Source organism: Saliterribacillus persicus (assembly GCF_003337485.1).
GTDB classification, from domain to species: Bacteria; Bacillota; Bacilli; order Bacillales; family Amphibacillaceae; genus Saliterribacillus; species Saliterribacillus persicus.
On sequence record NZ_QPJJ01000001.1, the window covers coordinates 121,154 to 144,563 of the forward strand.

At 37.2% G+C, this 23,410-nt stretch carries 21 protein-coding genes and 1 riboswitch; of the genes, 11 read left to right on the forward strand and 10 right to left on the reverse strand.

The window, feature by feature from the left end:
- Nucleotides 1-616: 616 nt before the first annotated feature.
- The 3 genes from DFR57_RS00515 (at nucleotide 617) to DFR57_RS00525 (ending at nucleotide 4,218) form a co-directional block, all read left to right on the forward strand.
- Nucleotides 617-2,107 carry a sugar ABC transporter ATP-binding protein gene (locus DFR57_RS00515; protein WP_114351180.1) on the forward strand — a complete coding sequence of 497 codons (1,491 nt, stop codon included), beginning with the start codon at nucleotides 617-619 and terminating at the stop codon, nucleotides 2,105-2,107.
- A 23-nt stretch (nucleotides 2,108-2,130) separates the two neighbouring features.
- Nucleotides 2,131-3,117: an ABC transporter permease gene (locus DFR57_RS00520; RefSeq protein WP_114351181.1), complete on the forward strand. Its 987-nt coding sequence runs from the start codon at nucleotides 2,131-2,133 to the stop codon at nucleotides 3,115-3,117.
- Nucleotides 3,118-3,189: 72 nt separating this feature from the next.
- On the forward strand, nucleotides 3,190-4,218 hold the full coding sequence (locus tag DFR57_RS00525; protein ID WP_114351182.1) for an ABC transporter substrate-binding protein: 1,029 nt from the start codon (nucleotides 3,190-3,192) through the stop codon (nucleotides 4,216-4,218).
- A 65-nt stretch (nucleotides 4,219-4,283) separates the two neighbouring features.
- Here the strand turns inward: DFR57_RS00525 and DFR57_RS00530 are convergent, their stop codons facing one another.
- Nucleotides 4,284-4,988, reverse strand: a complete 705-nt coding sequence (locus tag DFR57_RS00530) for a copper homeostasis protein CutC (protein WP_114351183.1) — start codon at nucleotides 4,986-4,988, stop codon at nucleotides 4,284-4,286.
- Nucleotides 4,989-5,255: 267 nt separating this feature from the next.
- Entirely contained in the window at nucleotides 5,256-7,202 is a 1,947-nt protein-coding gene (locus DFR57_RS00535) for a glycoside hydrolase family 127 protein (RefSeq protein WP_211315325.1), read from the reverse strand.
- A 195-nt stretch (nucleotides 7,203-7,397) separates the two neighbouring features.
- Between DFR57_RS00535 and DFR57_RS00540 the strand changes: the two genes are divergently transcribed.
- The 7 genes from DFR57_RS00540 (at nucleotide 7,398) to DFR57_RS00570 (ending at nucleotide 14,823) form a co-directional block, all read left to right on the forward strand.
- A complete protein-coding gene (locus tag DFR57_RS00540; RefSeq protein WP_114351185.1) occupies nucleotides 7,398-8,288 on the forward strand; it encodes an AraC family transcriptional regulator in 891 nt (296 codons plus the stop codon).
- A gap of 463 nt (nucleotides 8,289-8,751) precedes the next feature.
- The gene (locus tag DFR57_RS00545; RefSeq protein WP_114351186.1) at nucleotides 8,752-10,167 is read left to right on the forward strand and encodes a TcaA 3rd/4th domain-containing protein; all 1,416 of its coding nucleotides are present in this window, start codon (nucleotides 8,752-8,754) and stop codon (nucleotides 10,165-10,167) included.
- Between the two features lie 21 nt (nucleotides 10,168-10,188).
- The gene (locus DFR57_RS00550; RefSeq protein ID WP_114351187.1) at nucleotides 10,189-11,019 is read left to right on the forward strand and encodes a hypothetical protein; all 831 of its coding nucleotides are present in this window, start codon (nucleotides 10,189-10,191) and stop codon (nucleotides 11,017-11,019) included.
- A 103-nt stretch (nucleotides 11,020-11,122) separates the two neighbouring features.
- Nucleotides 11,123-11,226: riboswitch (SAM riboswitch) on the forward strand.
- A 147-nt stretch (nucleotides 11,227-11,373) separates the two neighbouring features.
- A complete protein-coding gene (locus DFR57_RS00555; protein ID WP_114351188.1) occupies nucleotides 11,374-11,844 on the forward strand; it encodes an OsmC family protein in 471 nt (156 codons plus the stop codon).
- Complete coding sequence (locus DFR57_RS00560) at nucleotides 11,841-13,457, forward strand: sodium:solute symporter family protein (RefSeq protein WP_114351189.1); 1,617 nt, start codon at nucleotides 11,841-11,843, stop codon at nucleotides 13,455-13,457. Before DFR57_RS00555 ends, DFR57_RS00560 begins: the two co-directional genes overlap by 4 nt.
- Before the next feature lie 186 nt (nucleotides 13,458-13,643).
- On the forward strand, nucleotides 13,644-14,291 hold the full coding sequence (gene trhA, locus DFR57_RS00565; protein ID WP_114351190.1) for a PAQR family membrane homeostasis protein TrhA: 648 nt from the start codon (nucleotides 13,644-13,646) through the stop codon (nucleotides 14,289-14,291).
- A 25-nt stretch (nucleotides 14,292-14,316) separates the two neighbouring features.
- Entirely contained in the window at nucleotides 14,317-14,823 is a 507-nt protein-coding gene (locus DFR57_RS00570; RefSeq protein WP_114351191.1) for a DNA topology modulation protein, read from the forward strand.
- A gap of 340 nt (nucleotides 14,824-15,163) precedes the next feature.
- Here the strand turns inward: DFR57_RS00570 and DFR57_RS00575 are convergent, their stop codons facing one another.
- Genes DFR57_RS00575 through DFR57_RS00585 form a run of 3 tightly spaced genes read right to left on the reverse strand, consistent with a single transcriptional unit; the run spans nucleotide 15,164 to nucleotide 17,574 of the window.
- Entirely contained in the window at nucleotides 15,164-16,360 is a 1,197-nt protein-coding gene (locus DFR57_RS00575) for an ROK family transcriptional regulator (RefSeq protein WP_114351192.1), read from the reverse strand.
- Nucleotides 16,361-16,384: 24 nt separating this feature from the next.
- Nucleotides 16,385-16,924, reverse strand: coding sequence for a chromate transporter (locus tag DFR57_RS00580; RefSeq protein ID WP_114351193.1), 540 nt, complete (start codon nucleotides 16,922-16,924; stop codon nucleotides 16,385-16,387).
- A 14-nt stretch (nucleotides 16,925-16,938) separates the two neighbouring features.
- Nucleotides 16,939-17,574, reverse strand: a complete 636-nt coding sequence (locus DFR57_RS00585) for a chromate transporter (protein WP_211315326.1) — start codon at nucleotides 17,572-17,574, stop codon at nucleotides 16,939-16,941.
- Between the two features lie 278 nt (nucleotides 17,575-17,852).
- Here DFR57_RS00585 and DFR57_RS00590 point away from each other — a divergent pair, with 278 nt between their 5' ends.
- The gene (locus DFR57_RS00590) at nucleotides 17,853-18,257 is read left to right on the forward strand and encodes a GNAT family N-acetyltransferase (RefSeq protein WP_114351194.1); all 405 of its coding nucleotides are present in this window, start codon (nucleotides 17,853-17,855) and stop codon (nucleotides 18,255-18,257) included.
- 90 nt (nucleotides 18,258-18,347) lie between these two features.
- On the opposite strand, the gene DFR57_RS00595 is transcribed toward DFR57_RS00590, so the two are convergent.
- The 5 genes from DFR57_RS00595 to DFR57_RS00615 all read right to left on the reverse strand — a co-directional run bounded on the left by DFR57_RS00595 (nucleotide 18,348) and on the right by DFR57_RS00615 (nucleotide 23,409).
- Nucleotides 18,348-19,268: a LysR family transcriptional regulator gene (locus DFR57_RS00595; protein WP_114351195.1), complete on the reverse strand. Its 921-nt coding sequence runs from the start codon at nucleotides 19,266-19,268 to the stop codon at nucleotides 18,348-18,350.
- Nucleotides 19,269-19,322: 54 nt separating this feature from the next.
- Nucleotides 19,323-20,540, reverse strand: a complete 1,218-nt coding sequence (locus DFR57_RS00600) for an MFS transporter (protein ID WP_114351196.1) — start codon at nucleotides 20,538-20,540, stop codon at nucleotides 19,323-19,325.
- A 196-nt stretch (nucleotides 20,541-20,736) separates the two neighbouring features.
- Nucleotides 20,737-21,486 (reverse strand): isochorismatase family protein, encoded by a 750-nt coding sequence (locus DFR57_RS00605; RefSeq protein ID WP_114351197.1) that lies wholly within the window; start codon nucleotides 21,484-21,486, stop codon nucleotides 20,737-20,739.
- 24 nt (nucleotides 21,487-21,510) lie between these two features.
- Complete coding sequence (locus DFR57_RS00610) at nucleotides 21,511-22,518, reverse strand: ABC transporter substrate-binding protein (protein WP_245937339.1); 1,008 nt, start codon at nucleotides 22,516-22,518, stop codon at nucleotides 21,511-21,513.
- A gap of 18 nt (nucleotides 22,519-22,536) precedes the next feature.
- Nucleotides 22,537-23,409, reverse strand: a complete 873-nt coding sequence (locus DFR57_RS00615) for an ABC transporter permease (protein WP_114351198.1) — start codon at nucleotides 23,407-23,409, stop codon at nucleotides 22,537-22,539.
- Nucleotide 23,410 lies beyond the last annotated feature (1 nt).

Genomic DNA, 23,410 nt, shown 5'->3' on the forward strand with positions numbered 1-23,410 from the left:
CATTATTCTGAAAGGAGTTATTTATAACCCAATCAGACTCTTTTATACTATCTCCTGATATTGACACAAGTGTTGTCAAAGTTACTCTTTTTAACCAGAACGACAATCTTTTGGCAAGTTATACTTATTCTTACAAAACTTATTTTCTTTAAAATAATGCTGAAGAGCAAGATCCCAAGGATTGGTGGAAAGCATCTGTATACCAAGAAACTATTTGTTAATTAGTTCTACTAATAATAGCGGCATTACCTTTAGCAGAGCTAAAACTACTCGACTCCAAATGAACAAAACCGATAATTATCAAACTACTTATAAGTTTATACAAAAAATTATTTTATACCTTAACTAGCAGAAATGGACTTTGCTAAATTTTATATGTTAGCGGTACCAATTTATACAAGGTAAACTAGAATGAAAAATTGGCTTATTAACTTGAATACAAGTAGTAATGAGCGATGCAGTTTAGCGCGTTCAGTACTAAAGGGTCATCAAAAACTGCTTCATCCCCTTTAAACAGACAGAAGAACTAACACTATTTGAAGAACATTGGAAGAGTTGTAGCGATCGTATTTAGTGATAAATTCTCTCTAACATGCGCGGAGAAAGGAGTGCAAAAATGTCCTCAAAAATACTTGAAATGAAAAATATAACAAAATCATTTCCTGGTGTAAAAGCATTATCAAATGTGCAACTAGACTTACACCATAGTGAAGTACTGGCACTAATTGGTGAAAATGGAGCAGGAAAATCCACTTTAATGAAGATATTAACCGGAATTTATCAAAAAGATGAAGGTACCATTGTTTTTGATGGAAAGGAAATTGCACCATCTAATACCAAGGAAGCACAAGAGCTTGGCATTAACATTATTCATCAAGAATTAAATTTAATGCCTGACTTAACGGTAGCTGAAAATATATTTATTGGTCGTGAACCCAGAGACCGCTTAAATTTCTTTTTGAAAAATCATGAATTAAATAGAAAAGCAGAAGAACTATTTGAAAAATTGAATATTCAATTGAATCCAAGAGCAAAAATTTCTAGTCTCACAGTAGCAAAACAGCAAATGGTGGAGATTGCTAAAGCTTTATCCTTTAATGCAAAAGTTCTCATCATGGATGAACCTACTGCTGCTTTAACTGGCAAAGAGATTAACGCCCTCTTTGATATCATTAATTGGTTAAAAAATGAAGGCGTTTCCATTATTTATATCTCACACCGAATGGAAGAATTAAAACAAATTGCTGATCGGATAACTGTGATGAGAGATGGAGAATACATCGATACACTTCCAACTAATGGGACCCAAATAAGACAGGTTGTATCTTTGATGGTCGGCAGAGAAATTAAAATACAACAAAAGGTTTCTGACCCCAACCAATTTACTGAGACCATTTTAGAAGTAAATAATTTAAAAAATAAGCATGTAAAAGATGTTTCCTTTGAATTAAAAAAAGGCGAGATCTTAGGGTTTGCTGGTCTAGTAGGTGCTGGACGAACTGAAACAGCTCGGGCTATCTTTGGTGCAGATCCTTCTTCAGGATCGATAAAAATTAATGGGAAAAAGGTTTCTATCAAACAACCAGTTGATGCTGTTGCACACGGTATTGGATATTTATCCGAGGATAGAAAAAGTTTTGGACTGATGTTAGAAATGACGGTTAAAGAAAACATTGTGATCTCCACATTAGACAAATATTCTGTAGCTTCATTCGTCAAACCTGCCGGTATTAGTCATGATGCAAAAAGATACACAAAACAATTAAAAGTAAAAACGCCCAGTATTAATCAAAAGGTGAATTTACTCTCAGGGGGCAATCAACAAAAAATAGTAATTGCAAAATGGTTATTAAAAAATTGCGATATTTTAATTTTTGATGAACCAACAAGAGGTATTGATGTAGGTGCAAAACAAGAAATTTATGACCTATTAGAAGTGTTAGCTGACGAAGGAAAATCTATCATTATGATCTCATCTGAATTACCAGAGATTTTAAGACTTAGTGATCGAATCGTGGTCATGAATGAAGGACGTGTAACCGGAGAGTTATTAAGTAAAGATGCAAATCAGGAGAAAATTATGGAACTTGCTACAAAACACGTTTAAAGACTTTAAGGGAGTGAAAATGCATGGCTGCAACAACTGCAAATAATAATAAACAAAAAAGCTTCGCAAACTCTGGTGCCTTACAGCAGATACTTGCATTTGCCAGTTTAATTGTATTAATCATATTTTTTTCAATTGCTTCTGAGAATTTTCTAAGCTGGTCAAATATTGAAGGGATTTTATTATCAACAACAGTAATTGGAATATTAGCTCTCGGTACAACATTCGTAATTATCACTGGTGGAATTGATTTATCTATCGGTACAGGTATGACTTTAACCTCAGTAATGACTGGTGTTTTCATTGTCTACTTAGGCTTACCAGTTAGTGTCGGGATTCTCGGAGGTATACTTACTGGTGCATTAATTGGGTTTATTGCCGGATTCTCAGTCTCTATGCTAAGAATTCCTCCATTTATTGCAACCTTAGCAATGATGATGATAGCTGAAGGATTATCACTGGTGATATCTGGGGCATCTCCTATCTATTTCAGTGATGTGGAAGGATTTAATAATATCGCACTCGGGTCCGTTATTCCAGGTATCTCTATTCCAAATGCAGTTTTAATATTCTTTTTAATGGTCATAATTGGTTGGATTTTATTATCTAAAACTATCGTTGGTCGATACACATTTGCCATTGGTAGCAATGAGGAAGCAACTCGCTTGTCTGGAATAAACGTAAAAAAATGGAAGATGATCATTTACACCATTGCAGGTTGTTTTACAGGTGTTGCAGGTGTCATTATGGCATCGCGTTTAAATTCAGCTCAGCCAGCTCTAGGTATGGGGTATGAATTGGAAGCAATTGCAGCAGTTGTTATTGGTGGTACATCATTAAGCGGCGGTAAAGGTTCACTTATTGGTACGATGATTGGTGCACTTATTATGAGTGTACTTACAAATGGACTTCGTATTATGTCTATTCCTCAAGAATGGCAAACAGTTGTAATCGGTTTTGTTATTTTACTCGCCGTCTATTTTGATATGCTCCGCAAGAAAAATGAGTAACATTATTTTTTAGAAATAACTCATTTATTTGAGTTACTTCATATATGAAATTCAAACAAAGGGGAGAAAAAAATGAAGAAAAAATGGTTAGCATTTTTAGTTGTTGTTATTTCCGTTCTATTTGTTCTAGCGGCATGTGGTAGTGAAACAGAGGAAGCATCAGAAAGTAGTGGTAATGAAAATGACGAAGGTAAAGAGACGGAAACTGAATCAGAAGAAGCAGCGGAAGATAAGCCTTATATCGCTATTGTTTCAAAAGGGTTTCAACACCAATTCTGGCAAGCAGTACAAAGTGGTGCAGAAAAAGCTGCTGAAGAATTTGATGTAGAAATTACTTTTGAAGGACCTGAAAATGAATCTCAGGTGGATAAGCAAATGGAAATGTTACAAGCTGCTCTTGATAAGAATCCTGATGCTATTGGTTTTGCAGCTCTAGATTCACAAGCTTCATCCCCATTATTGGAAAAAGCAGATGAATCTGGCATTCCTATTATTGCATTTGATTCTGGAGTGGATAGTGAAATCCCACTTGCTACAGCATCCACAGATAATTATGCAGCGGCACAAGAAGCTGCAAATAGAATGGCTGAATTAATTGGTGAGGAAGGTAAAGTAGCACTTGTCGTGCATGACCAAGTATCGGTTACAGGCGTACAACGCCGTGATGGTTTTATAGAAACTATCGAAGAAAATTATCCGAATATTGAAATCGTAGATACACAATATGGCGGTGGTGATCACTTAGAATCTACCAACTTAGCAAAAACGATGATGCAAGCTAATCCGGATCTAGCTGGGATTTACGGTTCTAATGAAGGTTCTGCAATTGGTGTGGTGAATGCAGTTCGTGAATTAGGTAAAGAAGGTGAAATTACAATAGTTGGCTTCGATTCTGGTAAACAACAAATCGACGCAATTAAAGATGGTATCATGGCAGGAGCTATCACACAGAATCCAGAGGGTATTGGATATGAAACAGTAAAAGCCGCAGTTCAAGCATTAGATGGCGAAGAAGTAGAAGAAAATATTGATACTGGATACTTCTGGTATGATAAGGACAATATTGAAGATGAGGAAATTCAAGCAGCTATTTATGAATAAACTACAATTGCCATAAGGAGACTTCTCCTTATGGCTTTAATTTTCAAAACATGCACATACAAGTCTTATATTTCAAAAATATTAACATTTTTCACACTATGTATAAATGCTTGATTAAAATTTCCAGAGTAAGACTGATTATGCCTTACACCCTTTCCGAAATGATATTCAGAAGCACGCACTTCCTGATGAAAAGACATAAAATTTGTTTTATCCAAACCCGACCCAGGCATGATAATCGGCCCCTTCACATTTGTAGACATCTTCATTAATTTTTTTATTTTTTCCTGTCCATCTACACAGGTTTCTGCCCCACCGGAGGTTAAAATTCTCTCAACACCATAGGAGTATTTGGTTAATATTCTATAAGATTCCTCCAAATCTCGTGAATAATCAAAAGCTCGATGAAAAGTAATCCGAATATCAGAATCCATAGATAGTATTTCGGTTATTAGTGTTTCATCTATGGTTTTATTTTTATTAAGTGCACCAAACACAAAATTTCTCACGCCAATATTAAGCATTTGATCGACAGTGCTTTTTATTAAATCATTATCGTCTTCTAAATAAAAAAAGCCATGATTATGTGGTCGTATCATTACTTGAACGGGTATGTTAACAGTATTTAGAACCTCTTTTGTTACGTCAACATTTGGTGTAAGTCCATCTAGTTGGATGTTCGATACTAATTCTAACCGGTCTATCCCAGCTTTTTCAGCTTCAAGGGCTTCTTGTTTATTTCGTACAATAGCTTCGACAATCATTTCCATCCACTTCCCTTTATTATTTCTTCCATTAAGTCAATATATAAGTTTTTCTGGCCAATCGCAGCTCACCACTTCTTTAGTATACAATAATTATCGGTGCACTACTTCCTCATTCTTAATAAAACGAAAGCTTATCGCTAGCTCGTATGGTGAAAGCTTTTGTTTTCTTTATACTAAAGTCAAATAAATTTTATACTTTCCTATAGTGCAATCAAAAACACCCTGAAAGCAGATTTTTTCCATCTGTTCTCAAGGTGTTTATTTTAAAAATTATTCCTCTCTTACCCAAACCGTCATTTCATTTTCTCCACGATTACTCCATGCATAGTATGGAATGGCTTTGAATTCGCGGTTCTTTCGATTCAATTTTTTCGTAGAATAAAGACTGTCTTCGATTTGATCACGGTCGGTCTGTGTCGCCTGTCCTCTTATAACAGTGACACCATTTAATAATTCTGATTCATGGTTTACTACAAAATTTTGATCTGCTGGAATTGACAGATCTTGCAGATTCTTTCCGTTATCCATTTCCTCTAAACAATAGATAACTGGGCCACGTTGCAGTGCTACTTTACCAGCATTTTCTCTAACCTCTGGATGGGATCGCACCACTTCCACTGGCATGTGAAAGGATACTTCAACAACGTCTTCTGGACTCCAAGTTCGGTTAATCTTAGCGTAGCCTTTATCTAAGTCATACACTACTTCTTCTCCATTTACTAAAATTTCAGCATTTGTACACCATCCGGGAATGCGCGTTGCTAGCGTGAATGTCGTTTTCCCTTCCATCTCGAAGCTATAACTGATATCGCCTTTCCAAGGATAATTAGATTCTTGTTTTAACGTGACCTTGTGACCGCTTAGTTCCGCTTCTGTTTCTCCACCAATAAATAAGTGAACGTATAATTCTTCGTCATTACTTGAATAAATATACGAACCGAGTGATGCAAGTAGTCTTGCGATGTTTGGAGGACAACACGCACAACCGAACCAAGGCTGTCTTGTAGGTTTTACTGTATTCATATCATGACGGCAGTTCGCTGTATGTGGCCATACTTCTAATGGATTTACATAAAAATAACCTTTTCCGTCTAAAGATATACCACTGAGAGCCCCATTATAAAGCGCTCGCTCTAAAACATCGGTATATTTCGCATCCGCTTCGATATGCACCATTCGGTGAGCCCACATGATTAGCGCAATTGCCGCACAGGTTTCTGTATATGCACGATCATTTGGAAGATCATAATCAACGGTAAAACGCTCTTCGTGTGATTGCGAACCAATACCACCCGTCACATACATCCGCTTATTTACGGTGTTTTCCCAAAGTGTTCGACACACCTCTAATAAATCTTCATCTTTAAGCTCACTAGCAAGATCGACCATTCCACTATACAAATAAGTCGCTCTTACCGCATGGCCTTCTGCAGTTTTTTGCGCTCGTACTGGAAGGTGCGCCTGATAATAATCATTGTCTCTGTCGTCATCATGCTTCGGTCCACCTCGCTCTTCCATTTCGATATCATAATAATGATCTGGATTTCGCTTTCCTCTTTCTTCGATAAAAAACTGACAAAGGTCAATATATTTAGTATCACCGGTGACCTTATATAATTTCATCAAAGCTAATTCAATTTCAGGGTGACCCGGGTATCCTGGCTTTTTACCTTGTTCTTTCCCTAAAACAGATTGGATGTGATCGACTAAACGACTGACTAGGTCAATCACACGTTTTTTACCCGTTGCTTCATAATAAGCAACTGCCGCTTCAATTAAGTGTCCCGCACAATATAATTCATGATCATTTTTTAAATTTGTCCATTTTTTATCAGGTTCATTCACCGAAAAGTACGTATTAAGATAGCCATCTTCTTCTTGTGCCGCTTCAATTAAATCGATGACATCGTCCATAATCTTTTCCCATTCAGGATCGTCTTCTACTGACAAGGAAAAAGCAACGGTTTCCATCCATTTATACAGGTCACTGTCCTGGAAAACCATTCCGTAATGCTTCCCATCATTTCGACCTGCTGCTATTTCAAAATTTGTAATCGTTCGACTAGGAGCAGCACCTTCAATTCGATCATTTAGTGCGTCCCACTGATAAGGGATAATGGAATCTTTGACTAATTTTTCCCACGGATTCCAAAAAAGATCATCAATTTTCACTTGCTTTAGTCCGATTGGATTGATTTTCTGGAGGTTATTTTTCATTCTTCTCACTCCTTGTTATTAAGTTTACATTGATAACGCTTACTAATTTAAATTCTAGCACCCTTTCTTTTAAAAGTAAGTAGGTAGATTAGAACAAAAGGTGGACTTAATTGACTTAATTAATTTATTTCCTTAATCTAATATAAAGTATACTTCCCTCCATTAATTCTTTCATACAGAAAAGGAGTGCACGATATGTCCTATATGAAACTTAATATCGATAAACCAGTACAGTTTATTTCAGGTGGACAATTTATATCTGAGGTCAAATGGCAACATGAAAAGCGCGTGATTGACAGCTACGAAATGATCATTAGTGTAAATGAAACCTTATATATCGAACAGAACAGCATCAAGTATGCACTTAAGCCTGGTGAAATATTATTTATTTATCCAGGTAGCATGCACCGTGGCTACCGGTTATGTAATCCTGAGGTTTCCTTTTACTGGTTTCACTTTACGTCGCATGATGTCGTCATTGGTGATGAGATGGATCAGGAGCTAATGATGCGTATTCGTACGCAGCCAGAAATGAGCCATATGATAACTGACATATATTTACCGAAGTACTCCTTTCCAATAGGGATCGAACGAATAAATATTTTGGCGAACCAGTTATTAGACATTGATAACTCGAATTATTACACGCGAATGAGTATGAATTATTTCATGACTTCTTTACTGATCGAACTATCCGAACAAACCCTGACCTACACATCAAGTCCTGTTAAAAGTCAGGATAAGACTGAAGCCAATTTTAATCAGATTCTTGAATGGACTAGAATCCATGCATTTGAAGGAATATCCGTCTCTGACGTTGCGAAAAAATTCAACTATCACAAGGACTATTTATCTCGAATTTTTAAATTGAATACAGGGAAAACCTTACAATCTTATCTACATGCATTAAGGATGACAAAAGCAAAGGAATTATTAACCGGTACCCCTCTGAGCATCAGAGTCATTGCCTCACGAGTTGGAATAGAAGATGAAAAGTACTTTATGCGTTTATTTAAAAAGTATGAAAAAATGAGACCTACAGAATACCGAAGAGCTTTTTCAAAAACACACTTAAATAGACTGTAGTTAATGCTAAGAATTATACGGAAATAATGGTTGGAAGGAAAAGCGTTGACCAAGGAACAAACTAGGAAAAAATATCTATCTAGATGATATTAAGATAGGTAATGGTACAGCTGCGGAAATTTTTTTAACAGAATAATAGAGGGAGTTATTTTATAAATATATACAATGCAATAAAATATAGCTTTCTGTGCAATTGGTGAAAAAGCGTAGGAAGATGACTATGATTTTCGTACCTGTCATGGGTTGAATAAGTATATGAAAGAAATGAACAAGTAAGTATTTCCGGTTAGTTTTATGTTGCTTACATTCATCAATTAGTTATTATCTCACTTTTTTCGACAAAATAAGTGTTTTTTCATGTCGTGACAGGTCGAATTTTAAATGGTAGTATTGACTTATGTAATAAGTAGATCGTACATTTGATCTACTCCTTACTAATCAAATGAAAGGACTGATTCATGGAATGTTTTGCAAAAATTGTGGGCAGCCGGTAAGCGAATCTCCTTCATTTTGTAAATCTTGCGGAATGAAGGTTACAGCTCCTGAAAGACAAGATTTTACACCCACACAAGCCAACCAAACACCGAAAGAAGAAAAAGTAACACAACCACAATCAAGTCAGAAAAAGAAATTATTCATTATTATTCCATCTATACTCATTGTTCTTGCACTAATATCTGTTGGTGCCTACTTTTTAGGATCCGTTAATTACAATGGTGCAGCCCAACTTGATCAACTAAAAACTGCTGTAGAAGAAGGAGATAAGGATAAGCTAAGACAGCAGCTTACCTCTGAGGAAGAAATCACAGATAAATATCTTACAGATTTCATTCAGTATTTCCAAGATAATAAAGAAGCTTTAGCAAGGATTAGCGACCGATTAGAAGCTCAAATTTCAAATGATGAAGCTGCTCATCCACTTATTCAAGCAGTAGAAACAGAAAAGAAGTTTGGTATTTACCCGCAGTATGTATTTGAATTAACCCCCGTTAAAATAGTAGCTTCTGCAAATTTTGAACAGACGGAACTCTCCATTAAGGATCGTTATAAAATAATGTTAGAGAATCCTAATGAAAAATTACATTTAGTGCATCTTCCGGGGAAGTATGAATTAACTTTTTTACATAACCAGATATACGGGGAATATGAGGATGCCATTACAATCGACTTTTGGGAAACGGAACAACTAGAAGCTAGTGCAGCTATAAGCTTCGAGGGCCAGGAAGTCATCATTCAATCCACACATGAAGAAGCAACGTTAATCGTAAATGATGTGGTAACAGAAGAGGCAATCGGGGAAGAAACGGTTTTTGGTCCAGTGACGTACGATGGTTCCACTACCTTTTCAGCAAAGTTAGAATTACCGTGGGAAACGCTCTACGCAGATCCAGTTATGATTACAGATGCAAGTCAAAATCCTGTTATGTTCGAATTTAACTATGAAGATGATTATTTGCGAGATGAAATCTATTCGCGAATTGCAAGGCATGTCGATGAATGGATCATCGCTTATAAAGATCAATCCATTTCACATTTAACTGTGATGCAAAATATGGGTTATCTAAAAGCAACAGGGGATAACTTTGATCGTATGCGTGAGGATAATAGTAATTTTACAGGTGACGTTGAACAAATTATTTTTGACGATGGTAGTTTCCTAGTTGATACAGAAAATGATTACAATGTTGAAGTAATAACCAAGCTTCAATTTAGAACTGGTTATTATGAAAGCGGCGAACCAGCACCTAGAAATTTTGACCGAACTGAATATATGTGGAAATACCATCTTGTTTATGAACCAACTAGTGACGATTGGTATATTCGTGGCAGTGATGAAGTAAAGAGTTTTGAAACAGACAAACTATTAGAATGGTATTAAAAGTGAACGGAGGAAAAAGAAATGGTAACATGTACACAATGTCAACATAATCAAGACGATGGAAATTTTTGCGAAAAATGTGGTGCATCAACAAATCAACAAAGCACTAGTGAAAATAACTCGCAGCAAGCACCTAATTTTCAACAGGCACAGCCTGCCGTTGAGCAAGGTTTTCAAGCGAACGCCCAACCAAACGTTCCACAAGGTCAACAGGTAGAACAAATTAAGCAACAATCGAAGCAATATTACAACTATTTTTTAGAAGTCATTAAAAATCCAACCATTGCTCTAAAGCATGAGGAAAATGCATTTATAAATAGTATCATTACGCTTGTATTATTCGCCCTTACTCTTTCTTTAAGCGTCTATTTTATTGCGAAAAATGCGATGGAATTTGCCTATGCAGCAGATGCCCTCCCATTTTTCCCATTGGTTAGTAGATTACTATTTGGCTTTCTACTAATAACAGCAATTGGTTTAGTAAGTGCCTTTATCGTTTTAAAAATAGGCAAACAGCCGATTACTTTCAAAAAATTAACCGCGCAGTTCGGTGGACTAGCGGTACCTTACACTGCTCTAGCTACCGTTACGATGGTAATCTCGCTACTCGGATCGATGTCATTTAGTATGATCATGATTGCATTATCTGTCGTGGGTCTTAGTATTATCATTGTAGTTAATCCACTATTATTAAGCTTTTATCATTTAGAAAAGCATCAGCCAAGTGGACAGCTTTACTATCTTACTATTCTTTGTATGGTGATAACCTATTTATTTATCTACCTACTATCTGATATATTCATTTCAGAATTTATCCAAAATATTGAACGCATGATACCGATGATGTGGTAATTCAATTTTTATAAGCTGAAAGTTTTAAAATAGGGTTGACTTCATTTTAATTTGAGTTTATGATTACAAATATCAATTCAGAATTAACTGACAATTTCATAGTTTCTTATCAAGAGTGGAGGAGGAATCTGGTCCTATGATCCCACGGCAACCTATTTCCGAAATAAGGTGCCCATTCCAGCAGGCCTAAAGCCTGAAAGATAAGGGTAGATATCCATTCATTAGCTAAGCAGCTATTATTTTTCAGGCGGAAAAATAGTAGCTGCTTTTTTACGTGGAAAAAGAGACTTCGCTATGTAGCTTTATCCATAATACTACCAAATCAAAAATCACTTGAAAAGGAGAAACTTTAACATGACAGAACAGAATAAATATCTACGGTCAGTAGAAACCAAAAGTACTCGAACAAATAACCTGCAAAACAAAACTCAGGTCCGTGAATTTAATTTCACCATTGATGAGCCTGAAAAACTTGGGGGAACAAATCTTGCTCCTACTCCGATGGAATATATATTAGGATCATTAAGTGGTTGCTTAATGATTGTCATTGAGATGGTAGCAAATGAAAAAGAAATTTCCATTGAAAACTTAGAGGTATCTGCTCATGGCGAAATTGATAAGCGCGGTTTAAAAGGAACAGCAGATGTTAGTCCTTATTTTCAAACTGCCCAGCTAGATATCGTACTAAATTTAGCAGATAAAGAAAGAAACTTAACCGATTTAATCGAAGAGGTTACCCGCCGTTGTCCTGCCTACAACTTGTTTAAGGATACTTCATGCGAAATAAAATTAAATTGGAAAATTAACGAGGAGGTTGCAGGATGACTTCATATGGAATTTGGATGATTGCCCTAACGATTCTTTATACATTAGCACTAATCGTTGCAGGCAATTTAGCGAAAAGAAAAGCACAACAAACAGATGGCTACTTCGTTGGTGGAAGAACCTTCCGCTGGTGGACCGTAGCATTTTGTATCACTGGTTTATTTTCAGGCTCCACCTATATCTCGATCGTTGAGCTCTCCTATTTAACAGGCGTCTCAGCCATTTGGTACGGTGTAGCAGAAACCATTCAAGTTTTGATCATCGCGCTATTAATGATTAAAAAGTTTCGCGAAAGATTACTCGTTACCATCAGTGGTCTAATTGGTGACACATACGGTCGCGGTGCAAAGGCTATCTCAGGTGCCATTACAGCAGTCGCCTTTCCAATGTGGTCGGTTGCTACAGCAATTGCGTTCGCCTCAGCTTTTCACGTATTTACAGGCATCTCCCTTTCTCTATCAGTAGCTTTTACAGCCATTTTATTATTTGTTTATTTACAAGCTGGTGGAATGTGGTCGATTGCCTTTACCCAAACGATGAACACGATTGTTTTCGCACTTATGTTTACGATTGGAACGATCGCCTTTTTTATCAATCCAGGAATCAGTGGCTTACAACAATTAGCCGTCGACCGTCCCGAATTATTTGATTGGACAGGTGTAGGGCTACAAGTAATTCTCGTATGGTTTGCTACCTTCTTTGTCAATGTCATCTTAGCACAAGCAGCATTCCAAATGGCCCTTTCTTGTAAAACGCCTGAGGAAGGACAAAAGGGGCTTATTATAGCGGAAATTATGAGCATTCCCTTTATTGTGTTAGGTATTGTCTTTGGTTTATCTGCGGCTGTAGTAGTACCGGGCGAAAGCAAAGGGTTAGTGGCTCTCCCGCTCTACCTAATGGAAGTACTACCCGCACCACTAGTAGGATTGTTCTTTCTTGGTATTTGGGCATGTGCCCTTGGTTGGGGTGCGCCTTGTCAGTTCTCAGGTGCAACCAGCTTAGGAAGAGACGTTGGAAGCGCCGTTTTTCCTGGAGCTTCCCCGCAAAAGCTGGTCGTCTATACAAAGTGGTCTCTATTATTTTTAACTGTATTGATGATTGTATTTGGATTTTTACGAACCGAACAATCCGCCTGGTGGAACGTTCTCGCGTGGACAATGCGGAACTCAGCTACCTTCGCTCCTGTAGTAGCTGCACTGTTTTGGCCACTAGTTTCTAAAAATGCTGTTATCGGGTCCCTCGTTAGTGGGTTCTCAGCAGGGATTGTTTGGTACTATTTAAGCGGCTGGAGCCCTACTGATTTCCACCTGGACATTCACCCAGTTTGGATTGGTATGATTGCTAACATCTCTGTTATGGTTCTTGTTACACTATTCGAACAACGCGGAACATGGGAAGTAAAACGAACTGCTTCTGTTAAAGGACCTGCAGTCGTTATTAGCTCAATCGTTTTACTTTTTGTAAATATTATTTTCTTCTCGTCACTTAAATCTCTTGGGCTTATTGGTCCATTACTGTTTTTACTGATATTAGCAGTCTTTATCAGCTGTATCATTTACTGTAAACCAAAAGCAGATATTAATGATGATTATCGAACAGCTTCTTCCTATTAAGGAAGTGGCTGTTTTTTCTTTTCCGTTATTTCTCTTGCATTTCTAGTTTGTGAAAAGCATAATAAGATTAGAAAAACTTACTTTCACGTCATTACATATTATAAATTTTTATTTTCTTATACGATTTTCTTATCGTATACAAAAGCTATAGCTAAAAATCAAAGATAAGCTGAAAGGATCTGTAAGATGGGGACAACACACGTTTTTTCAAAGAAAGAAGAAATTGCTAATTCCGTCACACATGGTATTGGCATGATTTTAAGTATTGCAGCACTGGTAATCTTAATTGTTTTGGCTACATTAAAAGGAACCGTATGGCACATCGTCAGTTTCACCTTATTCGGTTCTACTATGTTTCTCTTATATACCTCATCCACTCTACTGCATGCGCTGCCTAAAGGTCGCGCTAAAAATGTTTTTGAGGTGCTTGATCATTCCTCGATTTACTTTTTTATAGCAGGAACCTATACACCTTTTCTATTCGTCGTCGTAAAAGGTGTGCAGGGATGGACACTCTTTGGAATTGTATGGGGGCTCGCAATAGCTGGTACAATCTTTAAAGCATATTTCGTTAAACGTTTCGTTGTTGTATCAACACTACTTTACGTGGTAATGGGCTGGCTAATTGTTTTTACATGGGGACCTTTAACAGAAAATCTTCATCCTAATGGCATTCTGCTGTTGGCACTTGGTGGTATTTTGTATACATTTGGCGCCGTCTTTTATGTATGGCGAGGGTTTCGTTATCACCATGCCCTCTGGCATTTATTCGTATTAGCAGCTAGTATTCTTCATTTCTTCTGTGTCATTCTATACGTCCTACCACTAGAATAAGGTAGGATAAGAAGGAGGCAATTTTTTGAGAAAAATTGCAATTATCGGTTCACCGGGTAGCGGAAAATCAACGCTAGCCCGCGAGCTCGGTTCATCATTAACTCTACCTATCTATCATCTCGATGCGCTATTATGGAAGCCAAACTGGGAAATGACTGATCGAGCGGAGCAAATCGATATTCAAAAAGATATTTTGAAAGAAGATTCATGGATCATCGACGGCAATTACGCAGGTACAATTGACTTAAGAATACAAGCAGCAGACACGATCATTCTTCTAGACTTTTCAAGATACAGGTGCATCTATCAAGCTACAAAACGGGTGTTCAAGTACAGGAATCGTATTCGACCTGATATGCAAAAGGATTGCCCAGAACGCTTTGATCTGGAATTCTTCCGATTCATTTGGAATTTCAATAAACATATCAAACCAAAAGTTTTAGCTAAATTAACTTCACTTTCAGAAGAGAAGAAAATTCTCCACTTCACCTCCAAGCGTCAGTTAGACAAATGGAAAAGTGAAAATATGTGAGTTTGTGCGTGAACCTAACGAATTTGTGCGTGAACTCCGTGAGTTTGTGCGTGAATCATCGAAAAGTGTGCGTGAACACAACGAATTTGTGCGTAAAAGCGTCAAATAGAAAGATGAATAGTTGTAATTTGGTCATGAAACGTTCTAGTTTGGCCATGAAAGTTTCCGATTTGGCCATGAAGTGCTGTCGATTGGCTATGAAGCGACTTCGTTTGGTCATGAAACTCTCAAGTATGGTCATGAAACGTTTTGTTCGATCAAGATTCGTCTACTATTAACGTAGAATATATCAACTTTTATATTATTTCATAAAAAAATGCGCACAGAATTTTGTGCGCATTTATCTTTTTATCATCTCTTGTAATGCATAGATCGCAGCACCTCGAACGCTTGCCTCTTCTCTCAATTCTCCAATATCAAATTTTACTCTGTCTCTTCCAAGAGGATTAATAAAAGCTTTTGCGCTCTCGACTACCTTCTCTTTGTAGAATGGATAACGATCAATTAATTCGCCGCTTAAGATAACCTTTTCAGGGTGTAAGATTTGCACAACGTTACTTAATCCGACTCCATAATAATGTGCTGATTCTAGCAGGATGTTTTTTACTTGTTGGTCACCCGCTTCTACTGCGTTAAAAACGTCTTCCATCGATAACGCGTCAATCTTAGCATCGCTAACAGGCCTCTTTCCCATTGCTCCACTCTTTCTAGCATAGGCTCGGACTTTTCCCAAAATCGCTTGAAAGGATAGAAAATCGACTAGCTTTTTCGGATTATCTTTATCTATGAAAAGAACCATTTCTCCAATCGCACTGGCGTCTCCTGTCTGGTTGTGAGTAATTTCACCATCCGTTAAGACGCCACAACGAACACCGATCCCGCTAATACAATAGAGGATATTGTGGTCCAAGCTATTACCAAGTGTATATTCGGCGACTGCTGCTGTGTTTGCGCCATTTTCTAAGAAGACTGGTCGATCGAAGCGTTTTGTTAATGCATCAACAATTTCTACTTGCTCCGACTCGCCAGATAAAAATTGTGCCTTGGACGTGATGATTCCTTTTTCACGATCAAGTGGACCAACGGAACCAACCCCAATTGCTAAAATATCTGTTGGTGTTTTCTGCTGCTTTTTGAGTAAGGCGTGTATTTCTATTTCTATTTTTTCTAGTGTCATCTTAGGATGATGTGCTTCTGTCATATTAAATTGAGTCGATTCGATTACTTCAAAAGTTAAATTCGTGATCACAATTTTTGTTTTCCGTCTGGAAATATCAATGCCAACTAGTAAATTCGCATCAGGATTGATCGCATAAACCGCGGGTGGCCTTCCACCTGAGGATGCTTCATATTCATGAATATCAATTAACTTTCTCTCCATTAAAGCATCGAGATAACGAACTAAAGTGGTTTGTTTTATATCTAACTTCTCAATTAATTCTGCTTTTGTTAAGCCATCATGTTTTTGAAGGAGTTTATACACTTCACGCATCGCTCCATATTTTTTTCCTTTTTCGAGCAAAAATTCTCTTAACATTTACTTCAGCCCTTTTCAATCCCTTTAGTAATACAATACTATACCTAGTCCTGCCGATATTGCAATGACGAAGATTGGATGAAGTTTGATTTTAATTAAAGCAAATAAAGACAAAGCAAAAATGCCAAGCAAGGAGGCGGTGTGCCAATTCATCGTTCCCACTACATTATTTGTAATAGCGAAGCGGATAGCAGCATAAATGATTAGGCCCGTAATAATTGGCCTGAGTCCATAAAAAGCTGATTTCACAAATATATTTTTATTCATTTTAAAGAAAAACGTTGCTATGATTAATATAATAAACAATGATGGTAGCATCATTCCTAAAGCAGCTACGACAGCACCTAGTAAATCTGCGGTTTGATAACCCACGAAAATAGCACTGTTGGTTGCTATTGGCCCTGGAGACATTCCTGCAATTGCGATCACATCGGTTAACTCTTGTGTATTCATCCAGCCGTGCTTGGTTACTTCAAGTTCAATAACTGGAATCATCGCATAACCACCGCCAAAGGAAACAAATCCGATCATTAAAAAGGTTGTGAAAATTTCCCACAATAACATATCCATACCTCCCCCTACACTATTTCTGCTTTTTGTTTTGATTCTTCTTTATCCATTGCTGTGAAAATACCTAATTTCTTTCTAATTTGAACAAGTAAAATCCCTACGCCCATGCCTCCAATAATTATCAGGACCGGGTGAATATGCAAGAAAAATAAAATAGCTACCGTAATCACCATAACGGTCAGTGTTGTTTTATCATAAATTGCTGTCAATCCAATCTTGTACGCTGCATAAACAATTAACGCTACAATTGCAGATCGAATTCCGATGAATGCCGCTTCAATATATGGGTTATCCTTCACAAGAATAAATAACATACTTAGTCCAACTACAATCAAAAAGGTTGGTAAAAGAACGCCAAGCATTGCAGCAACCGCACCTCTCACGCCTGCTAAACGAAAACCGATGAATGTAGCGGAGTTAATTGCAATCGCTCCTGGCACAGATTCACTAATGGCGAATACTTCTGTTACATCATTTGGCTTTATCCATTTTTTTCGATCAACCACTTCTCTTTCAATCATGGGAATCATCGCATAACCGCCACCAAATGTGACCGGCCCTATTTTTAAAAAGGTAAGAAAAATTTGTAGTATAAAGGTCCAAGAAGGACGTTGTTTTGTGGTTTGGGCTTTCTCCTGTTGCACTATTGATCGTCTCCTTTAAAATCCATTCCATCAAAAAATTTTCCTATTTATGATGTATTTCTAGTATAGCATACTTTTATCCATTTTGGATAAAAGTATGCTTAAAAAGTTTTTTTAGTATTTCTCTAAAAATAGATAAAAGCTTTTCTAAGCCACTCTAAAAACAAATTTTTATTTTATGCAACTGCTCAAATACGTAAGGAATAGGTAAATACTTTTACTTTATGTTTAGATCAAAAACAAGCTATACTAGATTAATAAAGAGGGTGGTTTAGACCATGACGATTTTTTACAGGCAAGACACAGAAAATATCACAGAAGAAAATCTAAAAGAACTCTTTCTCTCTGTTGAATGGGAGTCAGCACAATTCCCGGAAAAATTATTACAGGCAATTAAAGGATCCGACGAAGTCATTGCAGCCTGGGATGGGGACGAACTGATTGGTTTAATCAATGCACTTTCAGATGGCGCTTTAACAGTTTATTTTCACTATGTGTTGACCCATCCAAGCTATCAAGGTAAAGGAATTGGCAAAGAAATGATGGATAAAATGCTTGATTTGTATCAAGGATACCAAACGAAAATGTTAGTAGCTTATCCGAATGTCGTGGAGTTTTATGGGAAAATAGGTTTTAAAACAGAAGAAGGAAATACACCGATGTATATGAAAGGAAAGAATTGATTCATCTAATCATTTTTCGGCACATCAAGGGGACTTTCATAATAAAAAAGTTCCCTTGATGTGCCAATCAAAACAAAATATTACTAATTTTTAATAAGCTGAAAAAGTACCTGCTTGCTTATTTTTCACTGTTGTTCGAATACCGTTTATCATGTCTGCGATAAGTGCTTGGTGTTCTTGGTAAAAGGTTGGCAAATATACCATATGAAAAGTTTGTATAACAATATCTGAAGCATATATTTCTAAATCAAATGCATCTTTCCGGTCAAGGAGTGCCATTTCTGGCATAAAGGAATATCCCACACCATCACACATTAATTGCCTTACAATATCCATGGAATCGACCTCGATGACTTGCTTTGGCACAAATCCCATTGGCTTAAATAATTCTTCCTCAATTAATTCGCGAAGTGGGAAACCCTTCTTCAACAGAATGAGAGGAACTCTCGATAATATATGATAGAGTTCTTGATAATTAGGGAGCTTTTGGCCCTTCGCACCAACTAAATGAATGGGATCACTAAATATCTTTTCTTGCTCTAAACTATCTGGAATAAATTTGTTATGGTTGATGATCGACATATCGAGCGCTTCCCCGTTTGTAAGCAACATTAATTCCAGGGTGAAACCAGTTTGAATATTCCACGCAACTGGGGTCTTTTGTGTGTTCATTAAGTTTGTAAAGACTGGTGCAACTAGATGGATTAAAGGTCTCGTTATACCAATTTGAATGTCTTCCTTCTTTTTTTGTGAATTAGATTGTCTGGCAATACTAAGGCCTGTTTCTAAGGAAAGTAAGCTTTTATAAGCAAAATAATAAAACTTTTCTGCAGCATCGGTTAACTCTGTCCCTCTGCTTGTGCGAATAAACAACCGCACACCCACTTCCGATTCCATATTTAGTAGGCGAGCATTGATTGCAGAGTAGGACAGTGGGAGATTTTTAGCTACTTTACTTATACTACGTTTTTCAAATAGTTCGACAAGAATCCTTAAATCTAACATATCCATCCGTTTTCACCTTCTTTAATGTACCGTTTTAATTATTATAGCATAGCGTTTGTCTTATACTTCCTGCTCTTTTTTTGAAGGAACATAAGCAGCTTTTGCTTCTTTTCTTGAATTTGCTGCAGCAAACATGGCTATGGCTAGCACTGACAGAAGGGTTAAAAAAACAGCTACAATCCAAAATGCAAACTCCAAATAAAAGATTGAGGATATTGCTCCAAAAACAAGCGGATCAACTAATTGTGCACCTCTATTCCCCATTAAACGCATACCAAACGCAATGCCTCGTTGATCTTCTCTCGTCTGTTCTGAAATAAGAGATAAAGATAATGGTTGATTAATTGCTAGTGCTATACCAGTAATAAAGATGAGTATCCCCATCGTAAAATAATTGTGAGGAAGCGGTGCTAAGTATAATAAAAGAATGGAAAATGAAAAACTACCGATTAATAGCTTCATATAGCCCAGTCGTTTAATTAAATACGGATAAATAAACTTAATTAGAAGCGCTGAAAAAGAGGCCACCGACAGCAAAAGCCCAATAACGGTATTGCTAAAGCTTAGAGTTTCCATATAAATAGGTAAAAAAGACATCCTGGCATCAATAATAAACAAGACAATAAATGAAAATAATAAAGCAGCTACAAATCCTAAATTTTTTAACAATCTAGCACTCTCTTTATACATCTCTAAAAAATCTGGTTTTTTGTATTCCGTAACTTTAATATCACTTTTAAGTAAATAACTGACCACTGTAAGCAAGATACATATTACACCATACAACATAAATGCTGCAGAGTATCCGAAAGTGTCGGACAGAACGCCACCGAGAAGCGGCCCAAGCAATTGTCCTAATGCCATATAAAGGGAAAAGGTGGCAATTCTCGTATGATTACTTTTACTTTTTCCTTCTGTAATCATGACTTGAAAGATTAACCAGACAAATAATTGGCCAATTCCTGCCACTGTTTGTGCAATAAGCAACATCCAAAAACTGTTGGAAATAATATATAGCCCCGCACTCACGACCATCAGCCATGCGCCAATTTGCAGTAATTTATTTTTATCAAATGTACTCACTAATCCACCAATTGGAATCGCTAAAAAGAAAGGGAAAAAAGCATATATTCCTAGAATAATACCAATCTCCCAATCCGTTGCACCATTATTATTAGCATAGAGTGAAATTATAGGTCTGATAGTAGAGTGGGCCAACCAATATAATCCACAGCTTATAGAAATGATCAGCGCCCAGGTTTTCTCGTTGACCAACATAATAAGGCCTCCCTTTCCAAACAAAAATCGGATTTATTTTTGAAAATAGTGAAATAAAAAGCCTGGAGAGCAATTGCTTCCAGGCCTTTTACACTTTCCACTGTGTAACCGCTCAATTAAACTACTTTCCAGTTTGCGAACGCTAAATTCCCGAAAAGTTTCTAGAAAAAGAGCTTTCGCTGATGAAACACATCCTTTACATAGAAGATACAGCAGCAGATTGGAAGTCTATTTTATGATCAAATAATCCTTTTTCAATCGTATCGATGTAAGCTATCGTTTCATCTATCGACATCACGTCTGCATATTTCGCATTCATATCAAACAAGTTAATTGCATGGGAAGCCTCACCTCTATCAAATGTACATTCTTCCACGACCCCAACTTTGAAGTTTTGAGAAAATGCATCTATAACGCTTGCTCTTACGCATCCACTCGTGGTAGTTCCAGTAATGATTAAGGAGTCTATTCCCAAATCTATCAAGAACCCAATTAAAGGGGTGCCATGAAAAGCACTAGGCTTCAATTTTTCTATTACAATATCACTTTCGATTGGCGCAATTTCTGCTACAATATCATTTCCTCTTGGCTCGGTAATTGGCTGAGGCTTCCCTGTTCGTTTATTCTTATGGCTCCATCCTCCTCTGTCAAAACCATCAGGTCTACTATCAGTTCCAGTGGAATAAAACACGGGAATATGCTGATCTCTGGCAGCTTTTAATAGTTTTTGCGTTGGCGGAATAGCATCCCAAGCCGCCTCCCCGCAGCTGTGACTCCAGTTTTTAATTGATTCCATAATCGGCTCTCTTTTATCCCCGCAAAAAGCGTAATTCACATCTACAATTAATACTGCTGGCCTTTTACCTAACCCTGCCTTTTCCCCAAAACCTGCACCACCATAAATCACCTTGTCATTTTCTGATAAAAATTCATCCCAAATTGCCATTTGAATCCCTCCATTTAATTTTTATTATTCAAAAAATTGTGGGTCTACGATGTCTGAATAACTGATTTCCTCTTCAAGCATCCCAGCATTTTCCACAACTTTTAAATTAGTGGTAATCGAATCCTCTGTGACTTTCCCATCAAATTCCCAAAGTTCATCCTCAATCGCTCGATCCAACATATCTTCTAACACAGCTGGATCAAGAGTAGAAAACTCTTCTTTTGCTATTTCTAAAGCTTCATCCGGATCCTCTAGAATTAAATCCAGACCTTTGACTAACCCCTCCATAAATCCTTCCACCTGCTCTGGATTTTCTTCAATGCTGTCTAATTTCACATTAATGGTGGAATATGCATATGGTCCTAACTCCATAGGCACGTTGTAGAAAGGCTCATTCCAAATTCCTTCGTTAATTCCTTGTTGCATGACTGGATCAGATACTACCGCGACGTGCCCATTTCCTTCACTTATGATAGAAGGAATAGCAGCATTTTCAACCTCCATCAAGGTCACATCCTCACCAACCTCAAGCCCCCATTCTGCAAGTAAATATCTAGTTATCGAGTTAGGGGTACCTCCATATTGACTTGTTACAACTGTTTTTCCTGTTAAAAATTCAGTCATATCCTCGCTAGGTTCTAAGTCAGGACTAGCAACCAAATACACATTTCCTTTATTCACCACATTCCCAATTGCTCTGAGCTCGGCTCCTTTTGCTTTTGCGAATGCATTGTGCTCAGGACCACCGATAAAGGCCCATGCCTCATCAGTTAATACAGCATTTGTGTGGGCACTCCCACCAGTTAAAGTGGTCACAGATACATCCACTGACTCAAAATATCCTTTACTAATCGCAACATAAAGCGGTAGATATCCAAACCCGTGCACCGGTTCAGCAATAATCAACTCTTCTTTTTCCATGTTTTCACCTGAAGCTTGTTCCTCTCCAGCTGCTTCGTCACTACCACATGCTGCTAAAAACAGTAACCCAATCATCACCACAAATAATAGATACCTACTTTTTTTCAACAAAACGATTCCCCCATTCTTTTAATGTAATATACCTTTTAATAGTTTTTTCTCTAACCAGCTTATAAGTAGATAAAGACCTACGGATAATAACGAAAGATTAAAAATACCTGCCCAGATTAACGATATTTCATAGGTTTGTCCTGCATAAAAGATCATCCGACCTAAACCGTGTGTGGAACCAATATATTCACCTACAATAGCTCCGGTAAGTGCCAGACCAATATTGATTCTGAGAGCTGAAATAATCGATGGCATGGTCCAAGGCACCACTACTTTTGTGAAAACCTGCCATCTTGATGCCCCTAGAGCGAAGATCATACGAACTAAATCTTTGTCCACCTGCTTCATCCCATTGTAAGTAGTGAGTGTGGTGATAATAATCGTGATCGCGACAGCCATCGCTACCTTTGAAGAAAGTCCGATTCCGAAAATCAAAACAACAATTGGGGCTAAAGCAAGCTTTGGCATTGCTTCAAAGATAATTAAAAACGGCTCTGCTATTTTTGCATAATACTTGGACCACCAGAAGGACAAGCCTATCACTGCACCTCCCACTGTTCCTAACACAAATCCATATATAGTAGATTGGAATGTATAAAAGGTATCGTTCCAAACCGATCCATCCACTGCGATAATCGTCCATGTTTGTATAATTTCAGATGGCATACTCCAAAAGAATGAATCAATCAAACCAATTCTTGCTCCGGCTTCCCAAATTAAGATCATCAATAAGAATGCAGCTAAGCGACCAACATTTAATAAGTATTCCTTCGGTTCATTGTTTAAGTAACTCCAGTTGGCATTTGATTTCTTTGCTTTTTTATTATGACTACCAACAGAAACCCTGTTTATCTTTTTTCTTTTTCCAAGAACAGATGAATTGTCTGACATT

Coding starts and splice junctions, on each gene's coding strand:
- DFR57_RS00515 (WP_114351180.1), top strand. CDS start 617: ATGTCCTCAAAAATACTTGAAATGAAAAATATAACAAAATCATTTCCT.
- DFR57_RS00520 (WP_114351181.1), top strand. CDS start 2,131: ATGGCTGCAACAACTGCAAATAATAATAAACAAAAAAGCTTCGCAAAC.
- DFR57_RS00525 (WP_114351182.1), top strand. CDS start 3,190: ATGAAGAAAAAATGGTTAGCATTTTTAGTTGTTGTTATTTCCGTTCTA.
- DFR57_RS00530 (WP_114351183.1), bottom strand. CDS start 4,988: ATGGAAATGATTGTCGAAGCTATTGTACGAAATAAACAAGAAGCCCTT.
- DFR57_RS00535 (WP_211315325.1), bottom strand. CDS start 7,202: ATGAAAAATAACCTCCAGAAAATCAATCCAATCGGACTAAAGCAAGTG.
- DFR57_RS00540 (WP_114351185.1), top strand. CDS start 7,398: ATGTCCTATATGAAACTTAATATCGATAAACCAGTACAGTTTATTTCA.
- DFR57_RS00545 (WP_114351186.1), top strand. CDS start 8,752: ATGTTTTGCAAAAATTGTGGGCAGCCGGTAAGCGAATCTCCTTCATTT.
- DFR57_RS00550 (WP_114351187.1), top strand. CDS start 10,189: ATGGTAACATGTACACAATGTCAACATAATCAAGACGATGGAAATTTT.
- DFR57_RS00555 (WP_114351188.1), top strand. CDS start 11,374: ATGACAGAACAGAATAAATATCTACGGTCAGTAGAAACCAAAAGTACT.
- DFR57_RS00560 (WP_114351189.1), top strand. CDS start 11,841: ATGACTTCATATGGAATTTGGATGATTGCCCTAACGATTCTTTATACA.
- trhA (WP_114351190.1), top strand. CDS start 13,644: ATGGGGACAACACACGTTTTTTCAAAGAAAGAAGAAATTGCTAATTCC.
- DFR57_RS00575 (WP_114351192.1), bottom strand. CDS start 16,360: ATGTTAAGAGAATTTTTGCTCGAAAAAGGAAAAAAATATGGAGCGATG.
- DFR57_RS00580 (WP_114351193.1), bottom strand. CDS start 16,924: ATGTTATTGTGGGAAATTTTCACAACCTTTTTAATGATCGGATTTGTT.
- DFR57_RS00590 (WP_114351194.1), top strand. CDS start 17,853: ATGACGATTTTTTACAGGCAAGACACAGAAAATATCACAGAAGAAAAT.
- DFR57_RS00595 (WP_114351195.1), bottom strand. CDS start 19,268: ATGGATATGTTAGATTTAAGGATTCTTGTCGAACTATTTGAAAAACGT.
- DFR57_RS00600 (WP_114351196.1), bottom strand. CDS start 20,540: ATGTTGGTCAACGAGAAAACCTGGGCGCTGATCATTTCTATAAGCTGT.
- DFR57_RS00605 (WP_114351197.1), bottom strand. CDS start 21,486: ATGGCAATTTGGGATGAATTTTTATCAGAAAATGACAAGGTGATTTAT.
- DFR57_RS00615 (WP_114351198.1), bottom strand. CDS start 23,409: ATGTCAGACAATTCATCTGTTCTTGGAAAAAGAAAAAAGATAAACAGG.